The sequence below is a fragment of the Paraburkholderia sp. MM5477-R1 genome (genome assembly GCF_050436385.1).
Lineage (GTDB): Bacteria > Pseudomonadota > Gammaproteobacteria > Burkholderiales > Burkholderiaceae > Paraburkholderia > Paraburkholderia tuberum.
Map to the genome: position 1 here is coordinate 1,152,899 of NZ_JBNDMC010000005.1, position 22,771 is coordinate 1,175,669.

Genomic DNA, 22,771 nt, shown 5'->3' on the forward strand with positions numbered 1-22,771 from the left:
CAACGGACCGACCGCTTCCCTTATTTACCGGTCGCGGGGATGCCTCCCCGCCAGGGGACATGCTCCGCGAATTTCTTGCTGGAGAACATCATGCAACCTGATTCTGAAGTCATGACCTCGAGCGCCGTCATCAAAGCCGTGCGTGTTCCTGAATCAAAGCGGATGAACACGCTGCCACGCTATTTGGGGCGGCGGTTGATGACGGGCGAGGCACTGGTTTACCAGTCGCTGCAATCCGTCTGTGATGGCTATTCAGGCGGTTTCTGGGACTTCTTCGAACTGTCCAACGGGGGCTTCTACATGGTCCCTCGCCTGCAGGAGCCACTGCGCATCCAGTGCGCCGGCAATGGCTTCGATGGCGAGATGTCGTGCGACGCCGCCGGCATCGTCGCCTGTCTGATGGCCTTCAATGCCCTTGCCTGGCAGACCCGCGAGGCGCACTTCGGTGAGCTCTTCTACCAGCTGCGCGACTTTGCCGCACAACACGTGGAAGCGCAATCGATTTTCGCCGCCATTGATTGACGCATTGACCATCTGCCTTCTTGTTTTAGTAGCTGCTGGACGGGCGCCCCACTCCGGGGCGCCGGACCAATGATGCAAACGGGGTCGCACACGACGTCCGCTGGAAGCCGGACTACGGGAAGCTGCGAGACGGTCCACGACGTCACACACATGGCAACGGCGATGTTGAATCACGCAGAGAGGCAAGCCGAAGTGGAAAAGGAGGTGGAAGGATGAAATGCATGACCGAAACGCATCAGATGGTCGAACGCGGCGCGCATCTGAGCGACTGCGGCACGTACCGCTACCGCCTCTGGCGTGAGTGGAACGCCTCACGTCCCACGCTGGCGTTCCTGATGCTGAACCCGTCGACGACCGATCACCTTGTCGACGACCCCACTGTCACCCGATGCTTTGCACGCGCCGTCGCGAACAACTTCGGCCGGCTTGAAGTTGCCAACCTGTTCCCGCTGCGTGCGACCAACTCTGACGAGCTCCTCACGCACCCTGACCCGCTTGGCCCCCGCAATCCGGCCAATGGCTCGATCCTCGATGTGGTCGATCGTGCATCAATGGTCATCTGTGCATGGGGCTCGCACAAAGCCGTGTCGACGCGCGCGCCTGATGTGCTGCACCTCCTTCGCATCACCAGCATGGACGGCAAACTGTTCCATCTCGGCCTGAATCTGGACGGCAGCCCAAAACACCCGCTGTACATCGCGGCTTGTGCTCAGACCATGCAATTCATGTGAAGCCCATCATGAAGACTCGCCTCGACGGGTGGCTCAGGTGCGAATTCGTGCTGCCCGCTGATGGCCGCGTTCGATCCGGTCTCGACGATTTCCGCCCACAGTGCGCTGTCCGTCAAGCCGTAGTCCTTCCTCAAGCTCAGGTGGCAACCGGGGCGTCCATGCACGTACATCCATCCAAGGGGCGTCAGGCAGACCGAAGGTGGAAGAGGCCGGCGCACGAGCACCTTGAAACACGCAAGAACGCCGCAGTGACTTCAATCACCTGTCTGCTCCAGCACGATCGGCCCATTCGGCTTGCCGACGTTCACAAGCCTGTTCCGTTGACCACAGTGCGGGCAGATGAAGTAGACAGCAAAGTCGTCGATACTCGGCTCAACATCATCGAAAGGGATCTCGACGTGACAACGGATGCACTTCCACATGTCCGTCTCCTGACATTCAAAGGAACAATACTATGAGTGAGACGGACAGTTTGCGCTGCGCCCAGCGGGGCACGGATCGGCGCTCACACCGGACGTCGCCAGTCACTGATCGCGGCATCCACGCGCCGGCGCGCATCGTCACACCAGTACGCGATTGCGCGCTCGATGGCAATTTCAACTCCTGCCGCAAGCATGCGGATCGGCAACTCGCGGAACAGCACCTCGCCGCCGCGTGCGCGGACGATCATCATACCGATCACTATCGTACCCCCGCCATTCAGAACGCCAGCGGATTTGGCGTGCTGAGCTGTGCCGTCGTTCCGCTCGGCGCGGCGAGACAGATCGCAGTTCTGATCAAATTGAGAACGATTGTCGGTGTCTACGCCTTTGTGTTTCCACTCACTGGAACGGGAAACGCTGAGTCCGGACAACCGATCGTTCCCAGCGGCCTGCCCGCGTACTGGCCGAATTGAGCGCATTGCGTGAGCCGAGGTATATCATGCAATCGCTTACCCTGTCTGAAGCTGAAATCGTTGAGGCCACTGGCTACCGTCAACCGTGTCGCCAGCTTGCTGCACTTCAGCGTGTAGGTATTCCTGCGGATCGCCGACCAGATGGCAGCGTACGTGTCTGGCGCCACCACATTACAGGCATCGCCTCACAGGCCGCGCAGCAGCAGCGCCGTCGCGAACCGAAGCTCAAGTCTGACCGGGAGGCTAGATAACCATGATCGGAAGAAGAAAAAAGGCGTCCCCCCTGCCCGCGCGTGTCTACGAAAAGCACGGGTCGTACTGGTTCGTCGACGCGGCGCGCAAGTGGCACAAGCTCTGCCGCGTCACCGAAGGCCTCTCTGCGCTGTATACCGAACTCGCGAAGTGCACGCGCGGGTCAAACGAGCAGCCGACTAACACGATGCCCGCTCTGATCGACGACTGGATGCTGAAGAAGTTCGACAAGTACGCACTCTCTACGCGCGGAGAATACCGACGTATGGCCCTTTTCATCAAGAGTGAGTTCGACGACGAATGGCTGATCAGCGACGTGAAGCCCGTGAACATTGCCCGGTTCCTCGACAAGCACTTCGAGACGAAGCCCAACTCGAGCAACAAGTATCGCGCAGTGTTCTCGCTAATCTTCGCGCATGCGATCCGCAAGGGGCTGCGCGAGACGAATCCTGTATCGGAAATTTCCGGTGCCGAGGAAAAGAAGCGCGACCGATACATCACCGACGACGAGTTCGCGGCCGTGCGTGCCGCGGCGCTCACTGGGCGAGACGGCAAGCCGACGGATTCGGGTCCGGTGATAGTCTGCCTGATCGACCTGGCCTATCAGACCGCGCAGCGCATCAGTGATCTGCTCGCGCTCAACTGGCTGGACGTGTCCGACGAAGGCATTTACTTCAAGCCAGCGAAAACCGTGAACAGTAGCGGGGTGCGCCTGCTCATCGAGATGACACCGGACCTGCGCGAGACACTCGATGCTGCGAAGGCCGGCAAGGTCAAGGGAATCGGACCGGTGATCTGCACGCAGGCCGGGAGCAGGTTCACTTACAGCGGAGCGCGGTCGGCATGGAAGCGCGCCTGTCAGCGCGCCCGGGAATCGTATGCCAGGAAGTGCAAGGAAGACAGCACCGAAGCCAGCGCGATCTACCTACGCGGCATGCACTTCCATGATCTGCGTGCGAAGGCTCTAACTGACAAGCAGCGCGTCGCCGGCGCCGAAGCAGCGCAGGCACTCGCAGGACATACGACGGCAGAAATGACGGCGCACTACACGAAGTCGCGCGAGGTCGAGCGGGTCAAGCCGGTAGCAATGTTGCGGATATCCTCGTAACGACGCAGTGTCCGGATAACGCCGCCCTGGCCCTTCCAAACTACCCGGTCCATCCTTTTTGGCAGCGCCCTCAGAATCTTCCCGACGATATGATGGTGCTTAACGTCTTTATGGACATGCTGTTCGAATAGTTTGTGGATTGGTAGGTAGTCTCTGCCAACTTCAGGCTGAACCGCGAGCAAGTAATCAAGGCGCAGTTCCATTTCCGCTGGTACATCAGAATACGGCCGAAAAAATCTCATGCCGAGCACTTTGGCGTCTGTGACATCTTTGAAGGACATCCCGGATCGTCACTGCCAAGTTAGACAATACAACCCAAGTTAGACAAAAGGCTCTCCGGGCAGAGCCCGGAGAGCCTTATCAGTCTTGCTCGGAGCAAGAGGATTTGAACCACCGAATCCCTGCACGCTCAGCAGATGCTCGCGCATGCATTGCGCGGCCGCATCCGCATCGCGCGCTTTCAGCGCATTGACGATCGCCTGATGCTGTTGCGCGAAAAACTGCCGCGTCCCCTGCGCGGACGTTTTCTCGCGCACCTCCGGCTTCACCCGCATACCGTTGATCACCTCCATCAATGCAATCAACGCGGGATTACGCGTGGCATGTCCGATCAGCAAATGAAAGCGATGATCCCATTGCTGCCACTCGTCGTCGTTTTTCGCGGCGGCATTTTTGCGTGCGCATTTCTCCAGTTCCTGCAGGTCGTCGCCACTCGCTTTCGTCGCGGCCAGCGCGGCCAGCGCCGGCTCGAACAGCAGCCGCATTTCGGCGATATCCGCGGGACTGGTGCCGGCGCGCAAGCCGCGCAGCGTCGGCGCAAACTTCAGCGGCCGCGCGCCCAGATAGGTGCCGCGGCCGACGCCGCGCCACACGCGCCCCGACGCCTCGAGCGAAGCGAGCGCCGCGCGCAGGTCGCGGCGGCTCACGTCCAGTTCCTCGGCGAGCTTTCGTTCGGGCGGCAGCGCGTCGCCGTCCTTCAACTGATGATCGGCGATGTAGTCGAGCAGCGCATCCAGTACCGGTTTGTCCATGTTGTCCACTGAACCAATTTGTATTGGTCCCAACGATACCAGAATCGCGGCGGCATGACATACCAGCACCCGGTGATTTTTGATTCGCTATACTGGGTCGCATGTTGATGGTTAACACCGGGTGCAACCCGGCTTCGTTAGTTTTACGCTTTCATTTTCTCCAATTGAACCACTCCATATTGGTTCTTCCATTCGGACCGTCGTCGCCAAGGAGTCGCCCATGTCGTTTACAACCCGTCCAGAACTGATCGGCACCTTCGGCATGGTGGCCTCGACGCACTGGCTCGCGAGCGCATCGGCGATGGCGGTCCTCGAAAAAGGCGGCAATGCGTTCGACGCCGCCGCCGCGGCCGGCTTCGTCCTGCAGATCGTCGAGCCGCATCTGAACGGTCCGGGTGGCGAGCTGCCGGTGGTGTTCTACAGCGCGCGCGAAGAACGCGTGCGCGTGCTGTGCGGACAAGGCGTGACGCCCGCGCGCATGACGATCGAGCGGATGCGCAAGATGGGGCTCGACGTGGTGCCGGGCACGGGCCTGCTGCCCGCGGTCGTGCCGGGCGCATTCGGCGCGTGGATGGCGCTGCTGCGCGACTATGGCCAGTTGCCGCTCGAAGAAGTGCTGAGCTATGCGATCGGCTACGCGGAAAACGGCTATCCGGTGCTGCCACGCATGGCATCGTCGATTCTCGCGATTCAGGACTTCTTCCGCACCGAATGGACGACCTCGGCCGAGCAATGGCTGCGCAACGGCGAGGCGCCGATGCCGAACCAGTTGTTCGCGAATCCCGCGATCGCCGAAACCTACAAGCGCATCCTGCGCGAGGCGAATACGCGCAGCGATCGCGCCGAGCAGTGCGAACGCGCGCGTGATGTCTTCTATCGCGGCTTCGTCGCCGACGCGATCGACCAGTACTTCCGTTCGACCGCCGTGCTCGACACCTCGGGCCTGCGCAATAGCGGTCTGCTCGATGCGGGCGATCTCGCGCGCTGGGAGCCAACCTACGAAGACCCGGTGTCTTACGACTACGCGGGCATGCGCGTGCACAAAACCGGCCCGTGGGGCCAGGGCCCGATGTTCCTGCAACAGCTCGCGCTGCTGAAGGGTTTCGATCTCGGCGCGATGGACCCCCTCGGGCCCGATTTCGTGCACACGGTGATCGAGTGCTCGAAGCTCGCATTCGCCGATCGCGAAGTGTTCTACGGCGACCCGGCGTTTTCGCATGTGCCGATGGACGTGCTGCTCAGCGACGCGTACAACGACGACCGGCGCCGCCTCATCGATCCGCGCCGCGCGTCGTTCGAATTCCGCCCCGGGCTGCTCGGCGACAGCGAGCAGCGCGCCGCGCGCATCGTCGCGAATGCCGGGCGCGAGCAGGCCGGCGGCTTTGGCCAGGGTGAGCCGACGTTCGCGCCGCTGCCCGAATTGCGCGGCGATACCGTGCATCTCGACGTGGTCGACCGCTGGGGCAACATGGTGTCGGCTACGCCGTCGGGCGGCTGGCTGCAGGCGTCGCCGGCGGTGCCGGGGCTTGGCTTCAACGTCACCACGCGCGCGCAGATGTTCTGGATGGAAGAAGGCCTGCCTTCGTCACTCGGCCCGGGCCGCCGGCCGCGCACCACGCTGTCGCCGACGCTCGTCACGCGCGACGGCAAACCGTACGCGGCCTTCGGCACGCCGGGTGGCGACCAGCAGGATCAGTGGTCGCTGCAGCTGTTCCTCAAGCACGTGCATGGCGGCATGAACTTCCAGGCCGCCGCCGATGCGCCCTCGTTCCAGACCGCGCACTTCCCCGGCTCGTTCTATCCGCGCGCGATGCAGCTCGGCAAGATGTCGGCCGAGTCGCGTTTTCCGGACAGCACGCTCGCCGAACTGCACGCGCGGGGCCACGACCTCACCGTCGCGGAACCGTGGGCGCTCGGCCGGGTCTGCGCGGTCGCGATCCGCAACGGTTTGATGCGAGGCGCCGCTACACCGCGTCAGATGCAGGCCTACGCAATCGGCCGATAAGCGGCTCGAAGCATCCATCAGCGCAGAACGCGCGGCCTCGCCGCGCCATTTCCTTCAGGAGAAGTTGCCGTGTCCGCCGTCGCCGCCCGTCTTGAAAGACTTCCCCTGTCGAGCTTTCACCGCAGACTGCTGCTGATCGGCGGGCTCGGGTACATGTTCGACGGGCTCGATTCGTCGTCGCTCGCGTTCCTGCTGCCGGTCGTCAGCAAGCTGTGGCAATTGACGAGCGCTGAGACCGGGCTCGTCGCGAGCAGCACCTATATCGGCTACTTTTTCGGCGCGTTCCTGTCGGGTGTGCTCGCCGACGTGATCGGCCGGCGCCGCATCATGATGAGCGCGCTCGCCATCTATTGCGTCGCGTCTCTCGCGAGCGCGACCGCGCACGACTGGCACACGTTCTTCGCGCTGCGCGTCGTCGCGGGCTTCGGTTCGGGCGCGGAGACGGTCGTGATCGCGCCGTTTCTCGCCGAGTTCGTGCCGCGCCGCTATCGCGGCATTTTCTGCGGCGCGCTGGTCGGCTTCATGTCGTTCGGCTATCTGACCTCGTCGATTCTCGGCTTCGCGGTGGTGCGCAACTTCGTCGACGGCTGGCGCTATCTGGCCGTGATCACGTCGCTGCCCGTCGTGATGCTGCTGTGGTGGCGCCGGACGCTGCCGGAATCGCCGCGCTGGCTCGAAAGCCAGGGCCGCGCGGCCGAAGCGAACGGCATCGTCGGCCGCATCGAAGCGGCGTTCGTCGAGCGCGGCATTGCGCTTGCGCCCATGACTGCGAACCACGCGCTTCACGCGCTGCCCACGTCGGCCTCGACGCCGGCGCGCGGCAACGCGTGGCGCAACGTGCTCACGCTATGGTCGCCGCGACTCGCGCGCACGACCGCGGTCAGCTGGCTGATGTGGTTCTCGGTCGCGTTCGCGTACTACTCGTTCTTCGCGTGGATCCCGAGCCTGCTCGTCAAGGAAGGGCTGACGATGACGAAGAGCTTCGGCTATTCGATTGCAATCTATGGCGCGCAGATTCCCGGTTACTTCTCGGCGGCGTGGCTCAACGAAAAGATCGGCCGCAAGGCGGTGGTCGCTTCCTACATGCTGTTCGGCGGCATCGCCGCGATCACGCTCGCGTTTTCTCACACCGGCATACAGATCATGACCGCGGGCATCGCGCTGTCGTTCTTCATGAACGGCGCATTCGCCGGCGTCTACGCTTACACGCCGGAAGTGTTTCCCACCGCGGTACGCACGACGGGCACGGGCTCGTCGTCATCGTTCGGCCGCATCGGCTCGGTCAGCGCGCCGATCCTCGTCGGCCTCGTTTATCCGCTGTCCGGTTTTCTCGGTGTATTCGCGATGACCACGACGGTGCTGGTGATCGGCGCATGCGTGGTGTTCTTCCTCGGCATCGAAACGCGCAACCGCTCGCTCGAAGATATCGAGGCGAGCGAACTCGAACCGGCTCGCGACGCGCGAGCCCAGTTGAACTCCACCCGCATGCACGGCTAAACGCACTGCGACTTTTCACACTTTCCGATGCAAACGCGATGCAAATGATGCAAGGCAACCTGACCGAACCCGCACCGTACGATACGCAGATGCTGGATATCGCAGACCTCGAGCGTCTCGCGCTGGCGATGCGCCTGAAGAACCAACCGCTCGAGCTGTTCCGCGCGGTTCACGCGGTGGCGGCAAAGGCGATAGGCCTAAGCCTGTTCACGATCATGTCCTACGATGCGCGGCGTCACGAGGTCGAACGGGTCTACACGAACCTGCCGGACATCTATCCACTGGGCGGCCGCAAGAAGAAGCAAGGCACCGAGTGGGCGCGACAGATACTTCAGGATCTGAAGCCGTTTCGTGCCGCCACGTCGCAAGGCATTCGCGAGGCCTTCGACGATCATGCGGTGATGACGGGTATCGGTCTCGGCTCGATCCTCAACATTCCGATCGCCTATGATGGCGTGTGCATCGGTACGATGAACCTGACCCACAAGGAAGGCTGGTACACCAGCCGTCATGAAAGCATAGGCCTCCTGATCGGCGCCTTCCTCGTCCCCGCTCTGCTCAAGCAGAATACGGCATCCCCCGCTTGCGCCGCCCGTTCATGAAAACACCATCCGACCTGCAAAACTATCGAGCGGTGACCCATTCCGCCGTCTCGCAAGGCCGCTGGGTGCTGGTCTTCGTGCTCGCCTACCTCGCGCTGATCGCCGATGGCGCCGACGTGATGATGTACGGCCTCACCCTGTCGCGCATCAAGGACGACTTCGGGCTGACCAATGTCGAAGCGGGCGCGCTCGGCAGTCTGACCTTGCTCGGCATGGCGATCGGCGGCATTGTCGGCGGCTGGGCGAGCGATCGTCTCGGCCGCGTGCGGGTCATCGCATGGGCGCTCGCGCTGTTCTCGCTCGGCGCGGGGATGCTCGGGTTCACGCACAGCTTCGTCGAATTCGCGGCGGTGCGCTTTATCAGTTCGCTCGGCATTGGCTGCATGGTGCTGGTCACCACGCTCGTAGCCGAATATGTGCCGACCGAACGGCGCTCGCTGGTACTCGGCATGCTGCAAACCGGCATTTCGGCCGGCTATATCGTCGTGATCGCACTCAGCAACTGGATCCTGCCGCAGTACGGCTGGCGCACGCTGTACTACGTGTCTGCCGTGCCGGTGCTGCTCGCATTCGCGATCAAGTTCGCGGTGCCCGAACCGGCGGCATGGCTTGCGAGCCGGGCTGCCGACCGTGCGAGCAAAACGCGGCTCGTCGACAATCGCTACGCGCAGATTTTCCGCGACCGCCAGGCGCGCACGATGTTCATCCTGTGGACCTTCGCGTCAGTCTTCGTGCTGTCCGGCTTTTACGGCCTGAACAACTGGCTGCCGACGTATCTCGAGAAGGAATTGCACATCAAGTTCAGCTCGCTGACCGGCTATATGATCGGCACATACGTGGTCGCCTTCATCGGCAAGATCTTCGCGGGCTGGCTCGGTGACCGCTGGAGCCGGCGCGGCGTGTTCGTGCTCGGCTGTGTCGGTGCGGCACTCTTTCTGCCCGTGATCATTTTCTGGCACACCCACGACAACATTTCCACGCTGATGCTTGTCTTCGGCTTTCTGTACGGCGTGCCACTCGGCACGATCGGCACATTCATGTCGGAGAGTTTTGCGACGTCGGTTCGCGGCACCGCGGTGGGCGGCTCGTATAATCTCGGGCGCTTCTGTTCGGGGGCGGCGCCGATCGTCATCGGTTTTATCGCGACGCAGTTCTCGATCGGACTTGGCTTTCTCGTGGTCGGCGCGGTGTTCTTTTTGAGCGGCGTGACTGCATTGTTCGTTCCCGACCGGCTATACGACACGCAGCATTAAATCGACGCGAAAATGACGAAATCATGTCGTGTCGATGAATGGCCCAGGTTCCGGCGCTAAAACTGGTCGCCGGATAGCCCGGGCACCACGAGGAAGCATTACTGGGTTCCGGCGACAATGTCTGAAATGGTCCAGTTGTTCGTCGTTACGAGCACATAGTCGCCATTGACACCCAGCCATTTGTGCCCGCGCGGCGGCGCATTGAGGCCGTGTCCGCGCCAGTCGTCCATCATGAAGTTGTAGTTACGGTATTCGGCCGGCACACGTTGACCTTTATGCCAGTCACGGTGCGGAATCGTCGGCATCACCTGCTGACGGCCCGTACCGGCCATCTGGCCGCCGCCCTGGTCCTTCATGGGCCCAGCCGCAATCGCGAGCGCGGACATACCGGCAAACGACAAGGCGACGAGTTGCGCAACAAAGCGATTATTCATATTCGAACCTCCGTGCGGTGGATGAAAGCTCCGAGCATTCACGCGATTGACGTGAAAAGTGATCGTCCAGCTACTCGCAGATTCATTAACTCGAACTTCATTGCAGCGATCGCTGGTCTATCGAATGTAATCCTTGCAAATCGCGAGATATCAAATTCGATAATTCAGGCGCGAAGTCGTTAAAAAGTATAGTAAAAGGAAGTTCGACTTCAAGCCGGACCTGCCCACCACTACCGCGTGCGTCAACCCGGCGATTAACGGGGCGATTCGATTCGTCGCGTCGATCGTCTGGACGGATCGCGCCGTTCCTGGCGGCGGCGGACGCGCGCGCGGCGCTGTCGCCCGCTCGCCACTTCAGCGAGCGGGCGACACTTTGCCAGTCACCGGCCAGATTGATTCGCTTGACTGATCAATAGTCGACCGCATCGCGGATGATCGGGCAGGTCATGCAGTGACCGCCGCCACGTCCACGGCCCAGCTCCGCACCGACGATCGTAATCACCTCGATGCCCTGCTTGCGCAACAGCGTGTTCGTGTACGTGTTGCGGTCGTATGCATAGACGACGCCCGGGGACGCGCACACGAGGTTCGCACCGCTATCCCACTGCGTGCGCTCGCGTTGATAGTCGCTGCCGCCCGCCTCGACCACGCGCAGATGCTTCAGCCCGAGCGCCTCGGCGACGACGTCGGTGAACGGCTTGTTTTCGGCGTGCAACTCGACGCCGCTCGGATGGCTGCTCGGCCGATACGAATAGGTGCGCGTCTTCGCCATGAAGTCCGGGGCGACCAGTACGCAATCGCGATCGGCGAACGTGAACACGGTATCGAGGTGCATTGCCGCGCGAATCTTCGGCATCGCCGCGACGATCACGCGCTCGGCCGCGCCCTTCTTGAACAGCATTGCAGCCAGTTGACTGATGGCCTGCCGCGAGGTGCGCTCGCTCATGCCGATCAGCACGACGCCCTTGCCGATCGGCATCACATCGCCGCCTTCCAGCGTGGCGAGACCGTGGTCCTGAGTCGGGTCGCCCCACCACACGTTGACCTTGCCCGCGAAATCGGGGTGGAACTTGTAGATCGCCGCGGTCAGGATCGTCTCCTCGTGGCGGGCCGGCCAGTACAGCGCATTCAGCGTGACGCCGCCATAGATCCAGCACGTCGTGTCACGCGTGTACAGCGTGTTCGGCAGCGGCGGCAGCAGATATTCGGTGCCGCCCGCCGCTTCTTTCGCGACCTCCAGCGCCTTGCCCCCGTGCGCTTCCGGGAAGTCGTGAGTGGATAGCCCGCCAATCAGCGTTTCGGCCAGCTTGCGATTGTCGAGCCCTTCCAGATAGCTTCTCAATTCATCGATAAAGCCGAGGCCGACCTGATTCGGCACCACCTGGTTGTCGAGAATCCACTTCTTGCCTTCGGGCACCGCGACCGTTTCGGCGAGCAGATTGTGCATCTCCACCACTTCGACGCCGCGGTCGCGCATCTTCGTGACGAAGTCGAAGTGGTCGCGCTTCGCGTTCTCGACCCACAGTACGTCGTCGAACAGCAGTTCATCGCAATTGCTCGGGGTAAGACGCTGATGCGCGAGCCCCGGTGCGCAGACCATCACTTTGCGCAGCTGCCCGACTTCCGAGTAGACACCCAATTCACCCGCTTTCGCGTCCGTGTTCGCCATGATGATCTCCTGAATGCCAATGTTGGCCCGCTCTGTTCAATCGGATTTCATTAAAGCTAAATCGCGATCCTTCCGGTTACGAGGCCATAGATGCCGATGATCGCGCCAATGATCGCAACGATAAAAATGATCCAGTCGGAAACGATGAAGACATTCTTGTTCTGCTCGCGCCGAGCCCAGATATAAAGCGCCGTTCCTGGCGCATACAGCACGGCGGAAAGCAGAATGAATTTCAGGCCACCCGCCCAGATCATGAAGACCGTATAGATCGAGGCGATTGCGGCCATGATGAAGTCACGCCGGCGCTCGTCGGCGCGCACGTCGTAACCGTCGCCGCGATTCGCGTTCATGCAGCCGAACGCCGCGACGAAGAGGTACGGAATCAACGACATCGCGCTCGTCAGATTCAGCATCAGCGCGAATGCATCGCGCGAGAAGTAGGTGCTGATGACGAGCAGCTGCACCACGATGTTGGTCAGCCACAATGCATTGGCAGGTACCTTGTTGGCGTTTTCCCTCGCGAATACAGCGGGCATGTCTTCGGTCTTTGCCGCCGTGAACAACACTTCGGCGCAGATCAGCGACCAGGCGAGATAAGCGCCCAGTACCGAAATCAGCAAACCTATGCTGACGAAAACCGCGCCCCAATGACCGACCACCGCTTCGAGCACCGCCGCCATCGACGGCTGCCGCATGGCCGCGATGTCGGCGCGCTGGAGCACTGCGTAAGGCAGCATCGTCACGAGCACCATCAGCGAGGTCACGACGACGAAGCCGAGAATCGTCGACTGGCCGACATCGGAACGCTTCTTCGCATAACGGGAATAAACGCTCGCCCCTTCGATACCGATGAACACGAACACCGTGACCAGCATCGTGGCCCGCACCTGCTCGAGGATATTGCCTTCGAGTCCTCCGCCGTAGAGGTTGGCCTGGAACAGGTCCAACCGGAAGCCGAAGATCAGGATCAAGATGAACACCAGAATCGGAATGATCTTGGCGACCGTGACGATACTGTTGATGAAGGCCGCCTGCTGCACGCCCTTCAGGATCATGAAATGAAATAGCCAGATGCCGATCGATGCAACGACGATCGCGACGACCGTATTGCCGTCGCCGAACACGGGAAAAAACGCGCCGAGTGTCGACTTGATCAGCACCCAGTAAGAAACGTTGCCGATACAGCTACCGATCCAATAGCCAAATGCGGAGAGAAAGCCCGGATAATCGCCAAAGCCCGCTTTCGCATACGCAAACACGCCGGCGTCCAGTTCGGGCTTGCGTTCCGCCAGCGCCTGAAATACGCGCGCCAGCATATACATGCCCGTGCCCGCAATCAGCCAGGCAATCACGGCACCCACCGGACCGGTGGCATTGGCAAAAGTGCGCGGCAGGGAAAATATTCCGGCTCCGACCATGCCGCCCACCACCATCCCGGTGAGTTGCATTTTTGACATCTTTTGTGGAGTGGACGCCATTCGGATTCCTTTTAGTTACCTTTTTAACAAGGATCTTTAATCAGATTCGAACGAAACGTGTCTCTCGGCCAATCTTGCTGTTGATCAGCCGCGCTACTCTGCAACCACCACACGAAAAGAATGGTCTGTCCATTGGCGTTTGTCAATTTATCGAAGACAAGGTAACGGACTGTGGCTCGCGATGCGATCGAATCCATCGATGCTGCGTTGCCGAATCTGGTTGAATTTGCGAATTAACAATTCACCACGCATCTGAATCGCTCGCATCGATAAGCCGCTTTGAATATCGATGATTTAACAATCATGCGACCTGCCGCATCATCGTCGCGGTTTTCTCAAATGATGGGGAATCGCAGAAGCGAGCTGAACCGGTGGTCGTTCAGAACTACTGAGAAGCACCAGAGCCACAGCTCGAAATGGCGCGCGGGGGTCATTAATAGTCCAAACCCGATGACGATTTCGTAATGGCGGGCTTTGTGAATTTTTCTGACGGAATCGTCTGCGTGTCCGCGCCGCAAGAGGTCCAACTATGATTCGCGCAACTTCCTCAACGTCAGCCGCGCTTCGAGACCGCCGCCGACGCGGTTGTGCAGCGTGAGCGTCGCGTCCATCGCGAGCGCGAGTTGTCGCGCAATCGCGAGCCCCAGCCCCGTGCCGCCCGTTTGACGATTGCGCGACCCTTCGAGCCGCACGAACGGCTCGAACACCGTCTCCAGCGACTCGACCGGAATGCCGGGACCGCGATCGAGCACCGACACGGTAGCCTCGCCATCGTGCAACGCCCCGATATCGATCTGCGCGGCGCCGCCGTACCTCAGCGCGTTATCGACCAGATTGCCAACGATGCGCTTCAACGCCTGCGGACGCATCGTCAGCGACTGGCCGAAATGGCCCTGCAGTGACACTTGCTGACCCGCGTCGACGTAATCGCAGACCAGGCTGTCGAACAGCGCATCGGGATCGATGCGGCGCGGCACCTCGGTCGTGCCATGCATCGTGCGCGCATAGGTGACCCCTTCCTTGACCAGCGCCTCCATTTCCTGCAGGTCCTGGCGCAGCTTTGCGGCCTCGCTGTCGTTGTCCATCGTGTCGACACGCAGACGCATGCGCGTGATCGGCGTCTGCAAATCGTGCGAAATCGCCGCGAGAATCTGCATGCGCTCGGTCATGTACGTGGCGATCCGGTCCTGCATCGCGTTGAACGCGCGCGCGGCGCGCGCCACTTCGGACGGACCGGCTTCGCGCAGACGCGCGGCCTTCAGGTCGGGGCCGAGCGTGTCGGCCGCGACTGCGAGCTGATTGAGCGGGCGCGTCGCGAGCCGTACCGCCAGCCAGCAGCAGGCCGCGAGCACGAGCAGCTGCAGCGTCAGCACGAGCGGCAGCCAGCGCGACAACGGGGCGCCGGGCATTGGCCGCAGGTCGATGGTGAGCGGCGTGCCGTCGCTCAGTTTCAGGTGCACCTGCAGACGCTCGCGATCGCCCGGCACTGCGTTGACGGTCAACGGATAACGCGTGCCGATGCCATCGCCGATCGACTGCGCGACGCGCGCCGACAGGCTCGCGTCGACCGGGGTGCCTGGCACGCCCGGGCCGAGCACGAACTCATAGCTGCGCCGCGCGAGCCGCGGCAGCCACTGGGCGCGCTCGTCGGGCGGCAGATGATCGAGCAGCGCGACCGAGCTCGCCACCTCGCGCTCGATGTAGCCCATCATGATGTTGGTCATCGTCTGGTCGCGCTCGGTCATCGTGAGCCAGAACGACAGCGCCTGCGCAAGCGCGAGCCCGACGAACAAAATCACCGCGAGCCGCGCGAACAGCGTGCGCGGCCAATGCGGCCAGCGCAGCAACGACGGTGATGGAGATGCGCTCATTGCGGATCTCCGATCGCGGTCACGGCCGCTGAAAACACATAGCCCTCGCTGCGCAGCGTCTTGATGTAGCGCGGCTCGCGCGCGCCGTCCCGCAGGCGTTGACGCAGGCGGCTCACCATCAGATCGATCGAACGGTCGAACGGATCGGCCTGGCGTCCCTGGGTGAGGTTCAGCAACTGATCGCGCGTGAGCACGCGCTGCGGATGATCGAGAAACACACGCAACAGACGGTACTCCGCGCCGCTCAACGCCACCTCGGTTCCGTCCGCGTCGAGCAGATGGCGCGCGGTCGTGTCGAGCCGCCAGTCGCCGAAGCACAGCATCGGCGCCGACTCCGTCACCTCCATGCCGGGCGGCAGCATGCGCGCGCGGCGCAGCACCGAACGGATTCGCGCGAGCAACTCGCGTGCGGCGAACGGTTTGATCAGGTAATCGTCGGCGCCCATTTCGAGGCCGACGATCCGGTCCGCTTCCTCGCTGCGCGCCGTCAGCATCAGGATCGGCACTGTGCGGAACTTGCCCGCGCGCAACTCACGGCACAGCACGAGGCCGTCTTCGCCGGGCAGCATCAGGTCGAGCACGATCAGGTCGGGCGCGCCGTTCTCGAGCGCGGCGCGCATCTGGCGGCCATTGGCCGCGAGCGAGACACGCACGCCGTTTTTCTCGAGGTATCCCGCGAGCAGTTCACGGATACCGCGATCGTCATCGACGATCAGTACGTGGTCGGAGGTTTCCATCGACGGATTATCTGCAGCGGCGTTTGAGTTGCACGCCGCTCGACTGGATCAATGAACACTGCAACGGATGCGCGAGTTCGGCCGCGAAGCCGCCCGCCACGAACACCGCGATGGCAAACAGGCGTTTCATGCGTCCTCCAGCACGGAAAGACTCGCGCCATCGGCCACGCCGGCTTCGAGCGCGTAAGGATCGACCCCGTCGAGGCAGCCAATATTGACGCGCCATTGCTGCGGATCCTTGCGCGTCTGATGAAAAGGATAGATGCCGCAATGCTTGCAGAAGTAGTGTTTCGCGACCTTCGTGTTGAACAGGTATAGCGTCAGCGAATCCTCGCCACTCAGAATCTTCAACTGACTGGCGGGAAAGAGCGGCGTCATCAGCGCGCCCTTGCGGCGGCACAGGCTGCAGTTGCAACGACCAGCCGGAACGATTTCGGTGCGAACTTCGAACTTGACGGCCCCGCAGTGGCAGGACCCTTGCAGCAACCCGGCGTTCATGATGCTCTCCGTGATTTGACGATGCCTGCTTTATAGCCCGGTTCATCAGTCGAATTATGTCGTAATGTATCCGGCGGCCGAGACGATACATTACATTGCAATACGCCGCGGCGATTAGCGCAAGGCGAAACAGCGAAGATATACACGCGAGTTAGCATTTAAGCGGCACGACGGGGCGCGCCGGCCGGCGAGCTAACGTCAAGAGTGGTGTATGAACATTTTGATGGCGGTCGATTTCAAGCGGCGAGTTTCTGCTGAACCGGTCGATCGTCTTGCACCGGTTCGCCGTCCTTGAAGGCCACACCCTCGAGCAACAGCTTGATCTTTTCCGGGCCGTTGATACGGCGCCAAGTTTTCTCGGCTTCCTCAATCAGCTTGAATGCCAGGCCGAGGAAGGTAGGTCGCGACACGCAGTTACGCGTACGTGTCGTACGGTGGCGCACCGTCGCGAACGTCGATTCAATCGCGTTGGTGGTACGCAGATGCTGCCAATGTTCGGCGGGGAACTCGTAGAAGGCCAGCAAGCTCTCTCGGTCCTTCTTCAGCGTCTCCGCCGCCTTCGGATATTTGGCCGCATAGATCGACACGAAACGATCGAACGCGGCATGGGCTTCGGCACGCGTCGCGGCCATCCAGATCGATTGCATGTCGGCCTTCGCGCGCGCCTGCTGCGACTTGGGCAGCGCGTTGAGCACGTTGCCCATCTTGTGAAACCAACAGCGCTGACCACGCGTTGTCGGAAACACTTCCTCCAGCGCCGCCCAGAAGCCCATCGCGCCGTCGCCGACCGCCAGCCGTGGACCCGCCTTCAGACCGCGCTTTTTCAGGTCGAGCAACAGTTCCAGCCACGATGCTTTCGTCTCGCGATACCCATCGCCGATCGCCACGCGCTCTTTGCTCCCATCCGGCCTCACGCCGATGATCACGAGCAAGCATTGACCGTCCGAGTTCTCGCTGCGCAGCCCGGTGTGAATGCCGTCCACCCACCAGTACACATAGTGTGATTCCGACAAGTCCCGCTTGCTCCAGGCCGCATGATCTTCAGCCCATTGCGCCTTCAGCCGACTCACCACGTTGGCCGACAAGCCCTTGGCGTCATCGCCCACGAGCACCTTTAACGCTTCGCCCATGTCGCCCGTCGAAATACCCTTCAGATACAGCCACGGCAGGGCTGCGCTTACGCGGGGCGACTTCCTCACGTACGGCGGCACGATCGTCGAGTTGAACTTCACGCCGAATCCTGATCGATCACGCACCTTCGGTACCTTCACCTGAATCGGCCCGGCCGCCGTCAACACATCGCGTTCCGGCAAGTAGCCGTTGCGGACCACCGCGCGCTGTCCATGCATGGTCTTGACGTTCGCGAACCGCTCCATCAGCTCTGCCAGCTCCGCTTCAATCGCTTGTTGAATCACTTGCCGTGCCCCTTGACGAACCAAATCGTCCAGCCCCAGGCCGGCGCCCAATAGACCGACAACTGCTTTTTCCGTATCCTTGCTCATGGTGGATGGTTTGTTGTTTGCTGGTTTCCGACTTCGACAATCAGATTCTCAGCTGAAACCTCCACCGCCTTCAACTTCCCGCCTCAACTCCCCCGTACACCAGATTCGACTTTAGCTCCCGGCCGGCCTCCTTACACGCTGTTTTTGACCTCGGCGTGACCAATCGGCTTTTCTATATTCCGCTTGAATGGCCGGCATTGCCAGGCACAATCGCGCGTGACCAGCAAGCGGGCGATGACGGCCACGAGCCGGTTGCTCGCAAGCTCCGTGAATCAAGTTGAATACGCTTGACTTTTAGTCACCGGCCACTTCCAATACCAATGGTGCAGTGCGATGTTTCGCCTTTGAAACACGCCTCACCTCATTCGGTAGTTCACAGCATTGGCCAGCAGTTCATTCGTCCGCCGTGCATGCGGCGTCAGCTCGCGAAATGGAGCACTCCTCACTACCGGAGTCGTCTTGGCTGCAACAAAAAACCAACCCACCCACCGCGAACCCGCCCTTATCGACCTCGCATTGCAAGGCGGCGGATCGCACGGTGCTTTTACATGGGGCGTCCTCGACCGTTTGCTCGAAGAGTCGTGGCTGCGGATCGAAGGAATATCGGGTACGTCGGCTGGCGCGATGAACGCCGCGGTGCTGGTGAGCGGCTATCAGGCAGACGGCGCGGCCGGCGCGCGCGCCGCGCTCGAAGCCTTCTGGCGGCGAGTATTCGAAGCATCGGTGTACAGCCCGTTTCGCCGTACCCCGTTCGACGTGTTGATGGGCCGCTGGACGCTCGACTACTCGCCGCTCTTCATCGCGATGGACCTCGCGGCGCGCGTGTTTTCTCCCTACGACCTGAACCCGCGCGGCGTACATCCGCTGGCGAAGATTCTGCAGGACTCGATCGATTTCGCGCATCTGCGCGACGCGCCGATCAAGCTGTTCATCACCGCGACGCGCGTGCGCACGGGCCAGGCGCGTGTGTTTCGCAATGGCGACCTGACGCCTGACGTGCTGCTCGCCTCCGGCTGCCTGCCCACGCTGTTTCAGGCCGTGCAGATCGACGGTGAAGACTACTGGGACGGCGGCTATGCCGGTAATCCGACCATGACGCCGCTGGTACGCGAATGCACGTCGAGCGACACGCTGCTGATCCAGGTCAATCCCGTCGTGCGGGACGAAACCCCGCGCACCGCGCGCGACATCATCAGTCGCCTGAACGAAGTTGCCTTCAACGCGCCGCTGCTGAAAGAGCTGCGCATGATCGCGCTGCTGCGCCGCGCGGCGGACCCCGGCAGCGACGAAGGCCGCCATTGGGCGGCGATGCGCATCCATCGGATCGCGAGCGAGCTGATGACCGAACTCGGCTACTCGTCGAAGCTGAACGCCGAGTGGAGCTTTCTGACGATGCTGCGCGACGAAGGCCGGCGTGCCGCCGACGCGTTCCTCGCCGAGCACGGCGATTCGATCGGCGTGCGCTCCTCGCTGGATCTCGACGCGTTGCTCGACGGAGTCTGACCATGGAAGTCATCACCCTGTCACCGCTCGCGATCGGTCTAGGGCTTTTCGGCATGCTCGCGAGTCTCGCGCTGCTGATCGGCTTCGCGTACCGCGGCTGGACCGTGCTGCTGCTCGCGCCGTTCGCCGCGATGCTGGCCGCCGCGATTTCGGGCGAACCGATTCTCGCGCATTGGACCCAGACCTTCATGCTCAGCGCCGCGCGCTTTCTCGCGCAGTTCTTTCCGTTGTTCCTGCTCGGCGCGCTGTTCGGCAAGCTGATGGAAGACAGCGGCTCCGTGAAGGCGATCGCCAGTTACATGACGGAGAAGCTTGGCGCGCATCGGGCGATTCTCGCGGTCGTGATCGGTGGCGCACTCGTCACCTATGGCGGCGTCAGCCTCTTCGTGGCGTTCTTCGTGCTCGCGCCGATGGCCACCGCCCTCTTCCAGGCCGCCAATATTCCGCGCCGTCTGATGCCGGCCGCGATCGCGCTCGGCACGTCTACGTTCACGATGTCCGCGCTGCCCGGCACACCGGCTATCCAGAACGCGATCCCGATGCCGTTCTTTGGTACGACGCCGTTTGCGGCGCCTGGGCTTGGCATCATCGCGAGTATCGTGATGGTGGTGTTCGGGCTCTGGTGGTTGTCCTTGCAGCAATCGCGCGCGAAGGCGGCCAATGAAGGATTCGACGGACTCGAGGCGGCGGTGAAATCCACGGGGGCGCCGGCCAGCGACAACCTCGTGCGCGAGCGCGCAAGCGTATCGCAGAGTTTCGATCCGGAGGAAGCGAAGCGCGGGCATGTCAGCGAGAGTCTGCCCTCGTTCGGCGTCGCGCTCACGCCGCTCGTGCTCGTCGTGCTGACGAACTTCGTGATGAACGTGATCGTGCTGCCGCGCATCGACGCCGACTATCTGACCGAGGTCCGTTGGGGCGAGACGTCGCTTGCGGCGGTCGGCGGTGTGTGGGGCGTGTGCGTGGCGCTCACCGTCGCGATCGTCGTGCTCGTGCTGCTCAATCGGCATCGCCTGCCAGCGCTGCGTGAGACGATCGATGCGGGCGCGAATGCATCGGTGCTGCCGGTGCTCAGCGTCGGCAGTCTGGTCGGCTATGGCGCGGTGATCGCCGCGCTGCCAGCGTTCGCGCTCGTGCGCGAATGGGTGCTGGGTATCGGCGGTGGTCCGCTCGTATCGCTCGCGGTCGCCACCAATCTGCTCGCGGCGCTGACCGGCTCGGCCTCGGGCGGTCTCACCATTGCGCTCGACGCGCTCGGCAGCACCTATCTGCAACTGGCTGCGCAATACGGCATCGACCCGGCGCTGCTGCATCGGGTCGCCGTGATTTCCTCAGGCACACTCGACAGCCTGCCGCATAACGGCGCGGTCGTGACGCTGCTTGCCGTGTGTGGGTCGAACCACCGCGAAAGCTATCGCGACATCGTGATCGTCGGGATTCTCGGCGCGTTACTCGCGCTGGTGGTGGTGATCGTGCTGGGCTCGCTGTTCGGGTCGTTCTGAGCGTCTGAAGTAGCAAAGGGTCTTGCACTGACGTTGCTATCCGTCAGTGCAAGACCCCTTTCTATTTGCCGGTCGGCTCAGTTTGGGCTGCTTTGCAGCCGATTTCCGGCTCACTTCACGCCGCCGCGCGCGCCGCATTCATCCGGCCGAATACGAACTGCCCCAGATACCAGACCAGCTCGGTATTCGCGAAAATTGCATCTTCGGTGACCGTCGACGGTTCGAGCTTCATCCGACGCAGCATCAGCTTGCCTTCGCGCGACGTCGTCCACGCATGCATCAGTTCCTTGCGCGTCTTCGCATCGGCGGCGTTGAAATGGTCGCGGCCCTTGCGCGAATCCTCGTTCATGCGCGCGCGCACTTCTTCTTCGCGCGTCGCGATGCTGTGCGCCACGGTCTTTCTCGTTTCGGTCTTGACCGCCTGTTCCTGCGTTTCGTCGGCGAGCAGTTTGGCCTGTACGTCGACCATCGTGCGCTCGGCGTCGGAGATCTTCCAGTTGTCGCGTAGCGCGCGCATCAGGTAGCCCGCGGGGCTCTTCTTGACCTGGCCGCGCTTGACCCTGAAGCGCGTGTATTCGACGGCCTGCTGGATACGTTCGTCGGTCCAGAGTTCGCGGTTCTCCGAAATCTCGCTGAACTGCTTGGTCGAGAGCCCGAATTCGTCGGTGAGAATCTTGTACAGATGGCTCGCGTCGGCGAGGCTCGCGAGTACCGCGTCGGCTGTGTCCTTGCGCTTGAGCAGGAAACGGATGCGGTCGATTTTCTTCGACGTCGTGGATGCAGTCCGCGTCTCATAGGACATCTCGACGTCCGACACTTCGTTGATCTCGCGCACCGCCGGCTCGAGCCAATCGCGCTTGAAGTATTTGAAGATGGCGGCATTCGCGCCCATTTTGCCGGGCCAGTTGCGCATTTCCTCGAGCTGGATCCAGTCGGTGCGTCCCGCGGGCACGTTGGGCAACACTTTGTCGTAGATCGCGCGCGCGAGACTGCGCGTGAACGCGGTGGAAATGCGCAAGCTCAGCCAATGCGATTTCTGCGGATCGCGGATATGCGGCACCAGCCGCGGATGGACGTCGAAACGCATACGTCCGCGATGAAAACCGACCATGCCGATCAACTGAACCTGCACCCACAGATCGTTTTCGTTGGGATCGCGGTCCGCGGGCGTATTCGTCACGCGGACTTTCGCGTTCTGAGCTTCGTCGGCGATCGTGCGCAAGTGCTTCAGGTTGCGGCTGTCGTAACGCATCAGCCACTTGAAGTAGTTGAGTTCGACGTCGTACTGATCGCGCTGCTCGGGCTCCTGCGCGACGATGAAGTACGCGGCATCGAGAAAGCGCCGCGCCGGCAGCCCCATATTGACGATTTCGGTGAAGAAATCGTTGCGCTGATAACCGATCTCGCGATTGGCCTCGTTGATGCGCAATCCCTGATCGAACATGTCTTCGAACAGCGCGAGCGCCATCTGGCGTGACGTCGCTTTCGACCTGCCCTCTTCCGGATTGTCCGCGGCCATGTTCTTCATCCACTTTTTTGCTCCCGGGACTGTAAGCATGCGGTGGTGAGCTGTCAACACACAGAACCTCACCATCAAACGACCGCGGCGGAGGCCGTTTCGGCGTCCCTTCCGCGTTTCGGCACACAGAACCTCACCATGCTCACAAAGAACCTCACCTTGCGG

The 22,771-nt window shown here is 61.9% G+C and carries 22 protein-coding genes; 11 read left to right on the forward strand and 11 right to left on the reverse strand.

Annotation, left to right across the window (positions count from 1 at the left end):
- Positions 1 to 90: 90 nt before the first annotated feature.
- Positions 91 to 522 (forward strand): antirestriction protein, encoded by a 432-nt coding sequence (locus OKW35_RS17645; RefSeq protein WP_429355130.1) that lies wholly within the window; start codon positions 91 to 93, stop codon positions 520 to 522.
- Between the two features lie 221 nt (positions 523 to 743).
- On the forward strand, positions 744 to 1,253 hold the full coding sequence (locus OKW35_RS17650; RefSeq protein ID WP_429552713.1) for a DUF1643 domain-containing protein: 510 nt from the start codon (positions 744 to 746) through the stop codon (positions 1,251 to 1,253).
- Positions 1,254 to 1,507: 254 nt separating this feature from the next.
- Here the strand turns inward: OKW35_RS17650 and OKW35_RS17655 are convergent, their stop codons facing one another.
- A complete protein-coding gene (locus OKW35_RS17655) occupies positions 1,508 to 1,675 on the reverse strand; it encodes a hypothetical protein (protein WP_429355132.1) in 168 nt (55 codons plus the stop codon).
- Between the two features lie 32 nt (positions 1,676 to 1,707).
- Here OKW35_RS17655 and OKW35_RS17660 point away from each other — a divergent pair, with 32 nt between their 5' ends.
- Genes OKW35_RS17660 through OKW35_RS17670 form a run of 3 tightly spaced genes read left to right on the forward strand, consistent with a single transcriptional unit; the run spans position 1,708 to position 3,508 of the window.
- Complete coding sequence (locus OKW35_RS17660; protein ID WP_429355133.1) at positions 1,708 to 2,148, forward strand: hypothetical protein; 441 nt, start codon at positions 1,708 to 1,710, stop codon at positions 2,146 to 2,148.
- A 26-nt stretch (positions 2,149 to 2,174) separates the two neighbouring features.
- Complete coding sequence (locus OKW35_RS17665; RefSeq protein WP_429355134.1) at positions 2,175 to 2,399, forward strand: DUF4224 domain-containing protein; 225 nt, start codon at positions 2,175 to 2,177, stop codon at positions 2,397 to 2,399.
- A 2-nt stretch (positions 2,400 to 2,401) separates the two neighbouring features.
- Complete coding sequence (locus OKW35_RS17670) at positions 2,402 to 3,508, forward strand: tyrosine-type recombinase/integrase (RefSeq protein ID WP_429552714.1); 1,107 nt, start codon at positions 2,402 to 2,404, stop codon at positions 3,506 to 3,508.
- Between the two features lie 320 nt (positions 3,509 to 3,828).
- Here OKW35_RS17670 and OKW35_RS17675 read toward each other — a convergent pair whose 3' ends face one another.
- Positions 3,829 to 4,539 carry a FadR/GntR family transcriptional regulator gene (locus tag OKW35_RS17675; RefSeq protein ID WP_429552715.1) on the reverse strand — a complete coding sequence of 237 codons (711 nt, stop codon included), beginning with the start codon at positions 4,537 to 4,539 and terminating at the stop codon, positions 3,829 to 3,831.
- A gap of 220 nt (positions 4,540 to 4,759) precedes the next feature.
- On the opposite strand from OKW35_RS17675, the gene OKW35_RS17680 reads away from it, so the two are divergent.
- The 4 genes from OKW35_RS17680 to OKW35_RS17695 all read left to right on the forward strand — a co-directional run bounded on the left by OKW35_RS17680 (position 4,760) and on the right by OKW35_RS17695 (position 9,896).
- Complete coding sequence (locus OKW35_RS17680; RefSeq protein WP_429487723.1) at positions 4,760 to 6,544, forward strand: gamma-glutamyltransferase family protein; 1,785 nt, start codon at positions 4,760 to 4,762, stop codon at positions 6,542 to 6,544.
- A 69-nt stretch (positions 6,545 to 6,613) separates the two neighbouring features.
- Positions 6,614 to 8,041, forward strand: a complete 1,428-nt coding sequence (locus tag OKW35_RS17685; protein ID WP_429552716.1) for an MFS transporter — start codon at positions 6,614 to 6,616, stop codon at positions 8,039 to 8,041.
- 38 nt (positions 8,042 to 8,079) lie between these two features.
- On the forward strand, positions 8,080 to 8,643 hold the full coding sequence (locus OKW35_RS17690; RefSeq protein WP_184061757.1) for a GAF domain-containing protein: 564 nt from the start codon (positions 8,080 to 8,082) through the stop codon (positions 8,641 to 8,643).
- Positions 8,640 to 9,896, forward strand: coding sequence for an MFS transporter (locus OKW35_RS17695; RefSeq protein ID WP_429552717.1), 1,257 nt, complete (start codon positions 8,640 to 8,642; stop codon positions 9,894 to 9,896). The genes OKW35_RS17690 and OKW35_RS17695 overlap by 4 nt, the downstream gene beginning before the upstream one ends.
- Before the next feature lie 98 nt (positions 9,897 to 9,994).
- Here the strand turns inward: OKW35_RS17695 and OKW35_RS17700 are convergent, their stop codons facing one another.
- The 8 genes from OKW35_RS17700 to OKW35_RS17735 form a co-directional block, all read right to left on the reverse strand.
- Positions 9,995 to 10,330, reverse strand: a complete 336-nt coding sequence (locus OKW35_RS17700; protein ID WP_184061758.1) for an RcnB family protein — start codon at positions 10,328 to 10,330, stop codon at positions 9,995 to 9,997.
- A 409-nt stretch (positions 10,331 to 10,739) separates the two neighbouring features.
- Complete coding sequence (gene arcA / locus OKW35_RS17705; protein WP_429552718.1) at positions 10,740 to 11,999, reverse strand: arginine deiminase; 1,260 nt, start codon at positions 11,997 to 11,999, stop codon at positions 10,740 to 10,742.
- Positions 12,000 to 12,055: 56 nt separating this feature from the next.
- The gene (locus OKW35_RS17710; protein ID WP_429355141.1) at positions 12,056 to 13,477 is read right to left on the reverse strand and encodes a basic amino acid/polyamine antiporter; all 1,422 of its coding nucleotides are present in this window, start codon (positions 13,475 to 13,477) and stop codon (positions 12,056 to 12,058) included.
- 527 nt (positions 13,478 to 14,004) lie between these two features.
- Positions 14,005 to 15,348, reverse strand: a complete 1,344-nt coding sequence (locus OKW35_RS17715; protein ID WP_090810663.1) for an ATP-binding protein — start codon at positions 15,346 to 15,348, stop codon at positions 14,005 to 14,007.
- Positions 15,345 to 16,085, reverse strand: coding sequence for a response regulator (locus tag OKW35_RS17720; protein WP_429355142.1), 741 nt, complete (start codon positions 16,083 to 16,085; stop codon positions 15,345 to 15,347). Before OKW35_RS17720 ends, OKW35_RS17715 begins: the two co-directional genes overlap by 4 nt.
- A 7-nt stretch (positions 16,086 to 16,092) precedes the next feature.
- Positions 16,093 to 16,215, reverse strand: a complete 123-nt coding sequence (locus OKW35_RS17725) for a hypothetical protein (RefSeq protein WP_260321235.1) — start codon at positions 16,213 to 16,215, stop codon at positions 16,093 to 16,095.
- Positions 16,212 to 16,583: a GFA family protein gene (locus OKW35_RS17730; RefSeq protein ID WP_429355144.1), complete on the reverse strand. Its 372-nt coding sequence runs from the start codon at positions 16,581 to 16,583 to the stop codon at positions 16,212 to 16,214. The genes OKW35_RS17725 and OKW35_RS17730 overlap by 4 nt, the downstream gene beginning before the upstream one ends.
- A gap of 236 nt (positions 16,584 to 16,819) precedes the next feature.
- Entirely contained in the window at positions 16,820 to 18,085 is a 1,266-nt protein-coding gene (locus OKW35_RS17735; protein ID WP_090812446.1) for an IS256 family transposase, read from the reverse strand.
- Between the two features lie 459 nt (positions 18,086 to 18,544).
- Between OKW35_RS17735 and OKW35_RS17740 the strand changes: the two genes are divergently transcribed.
- Positions 18,545 to 19,588: a patatin-like phospholipase family protein gene (locus OKW35_RS17740; RefSeq protein ID WP_429447095.1), complete on the forward strand. Its 1,044-nt coding sequence runs from the start codon at positions 18,545 to 18,547 to the stop codon at positions 19,586 to 19,588.
- 2 nt (positions 19,589 to 19,590) lie between these two features.
- Entirely contained in the window at positions 19,591 to 21,087 is a 1,497-nt protein-coding gene (locus tag OKW35_RS17745; RefSeq protein WP_429402068.1) for a GntP family permease, read from the forward strand.
- A 115-nt stretch (positions 21,088 to 21,202) separates the two neighbouring features.
- Here the strand turns inward: OKW35_RS17745 and OKW35_RS17750 are convergent, their stop codons facing one another.
- The gene (locus tag OKW35_RS17750) at positions 21,203 to 22,606 is read right to left on the reverse strand and encodes a replication initiation protein (RefSeq protein ID WP_167368809.1); all 1,404 of its coding nucleotides are present in this window, start codon (positions 22,604 to 22,606) and stop codon (positions 21,203 to 21,205) included.
- Positions 22,607 to 22,771: the final 165 nt, after the last annotated feature.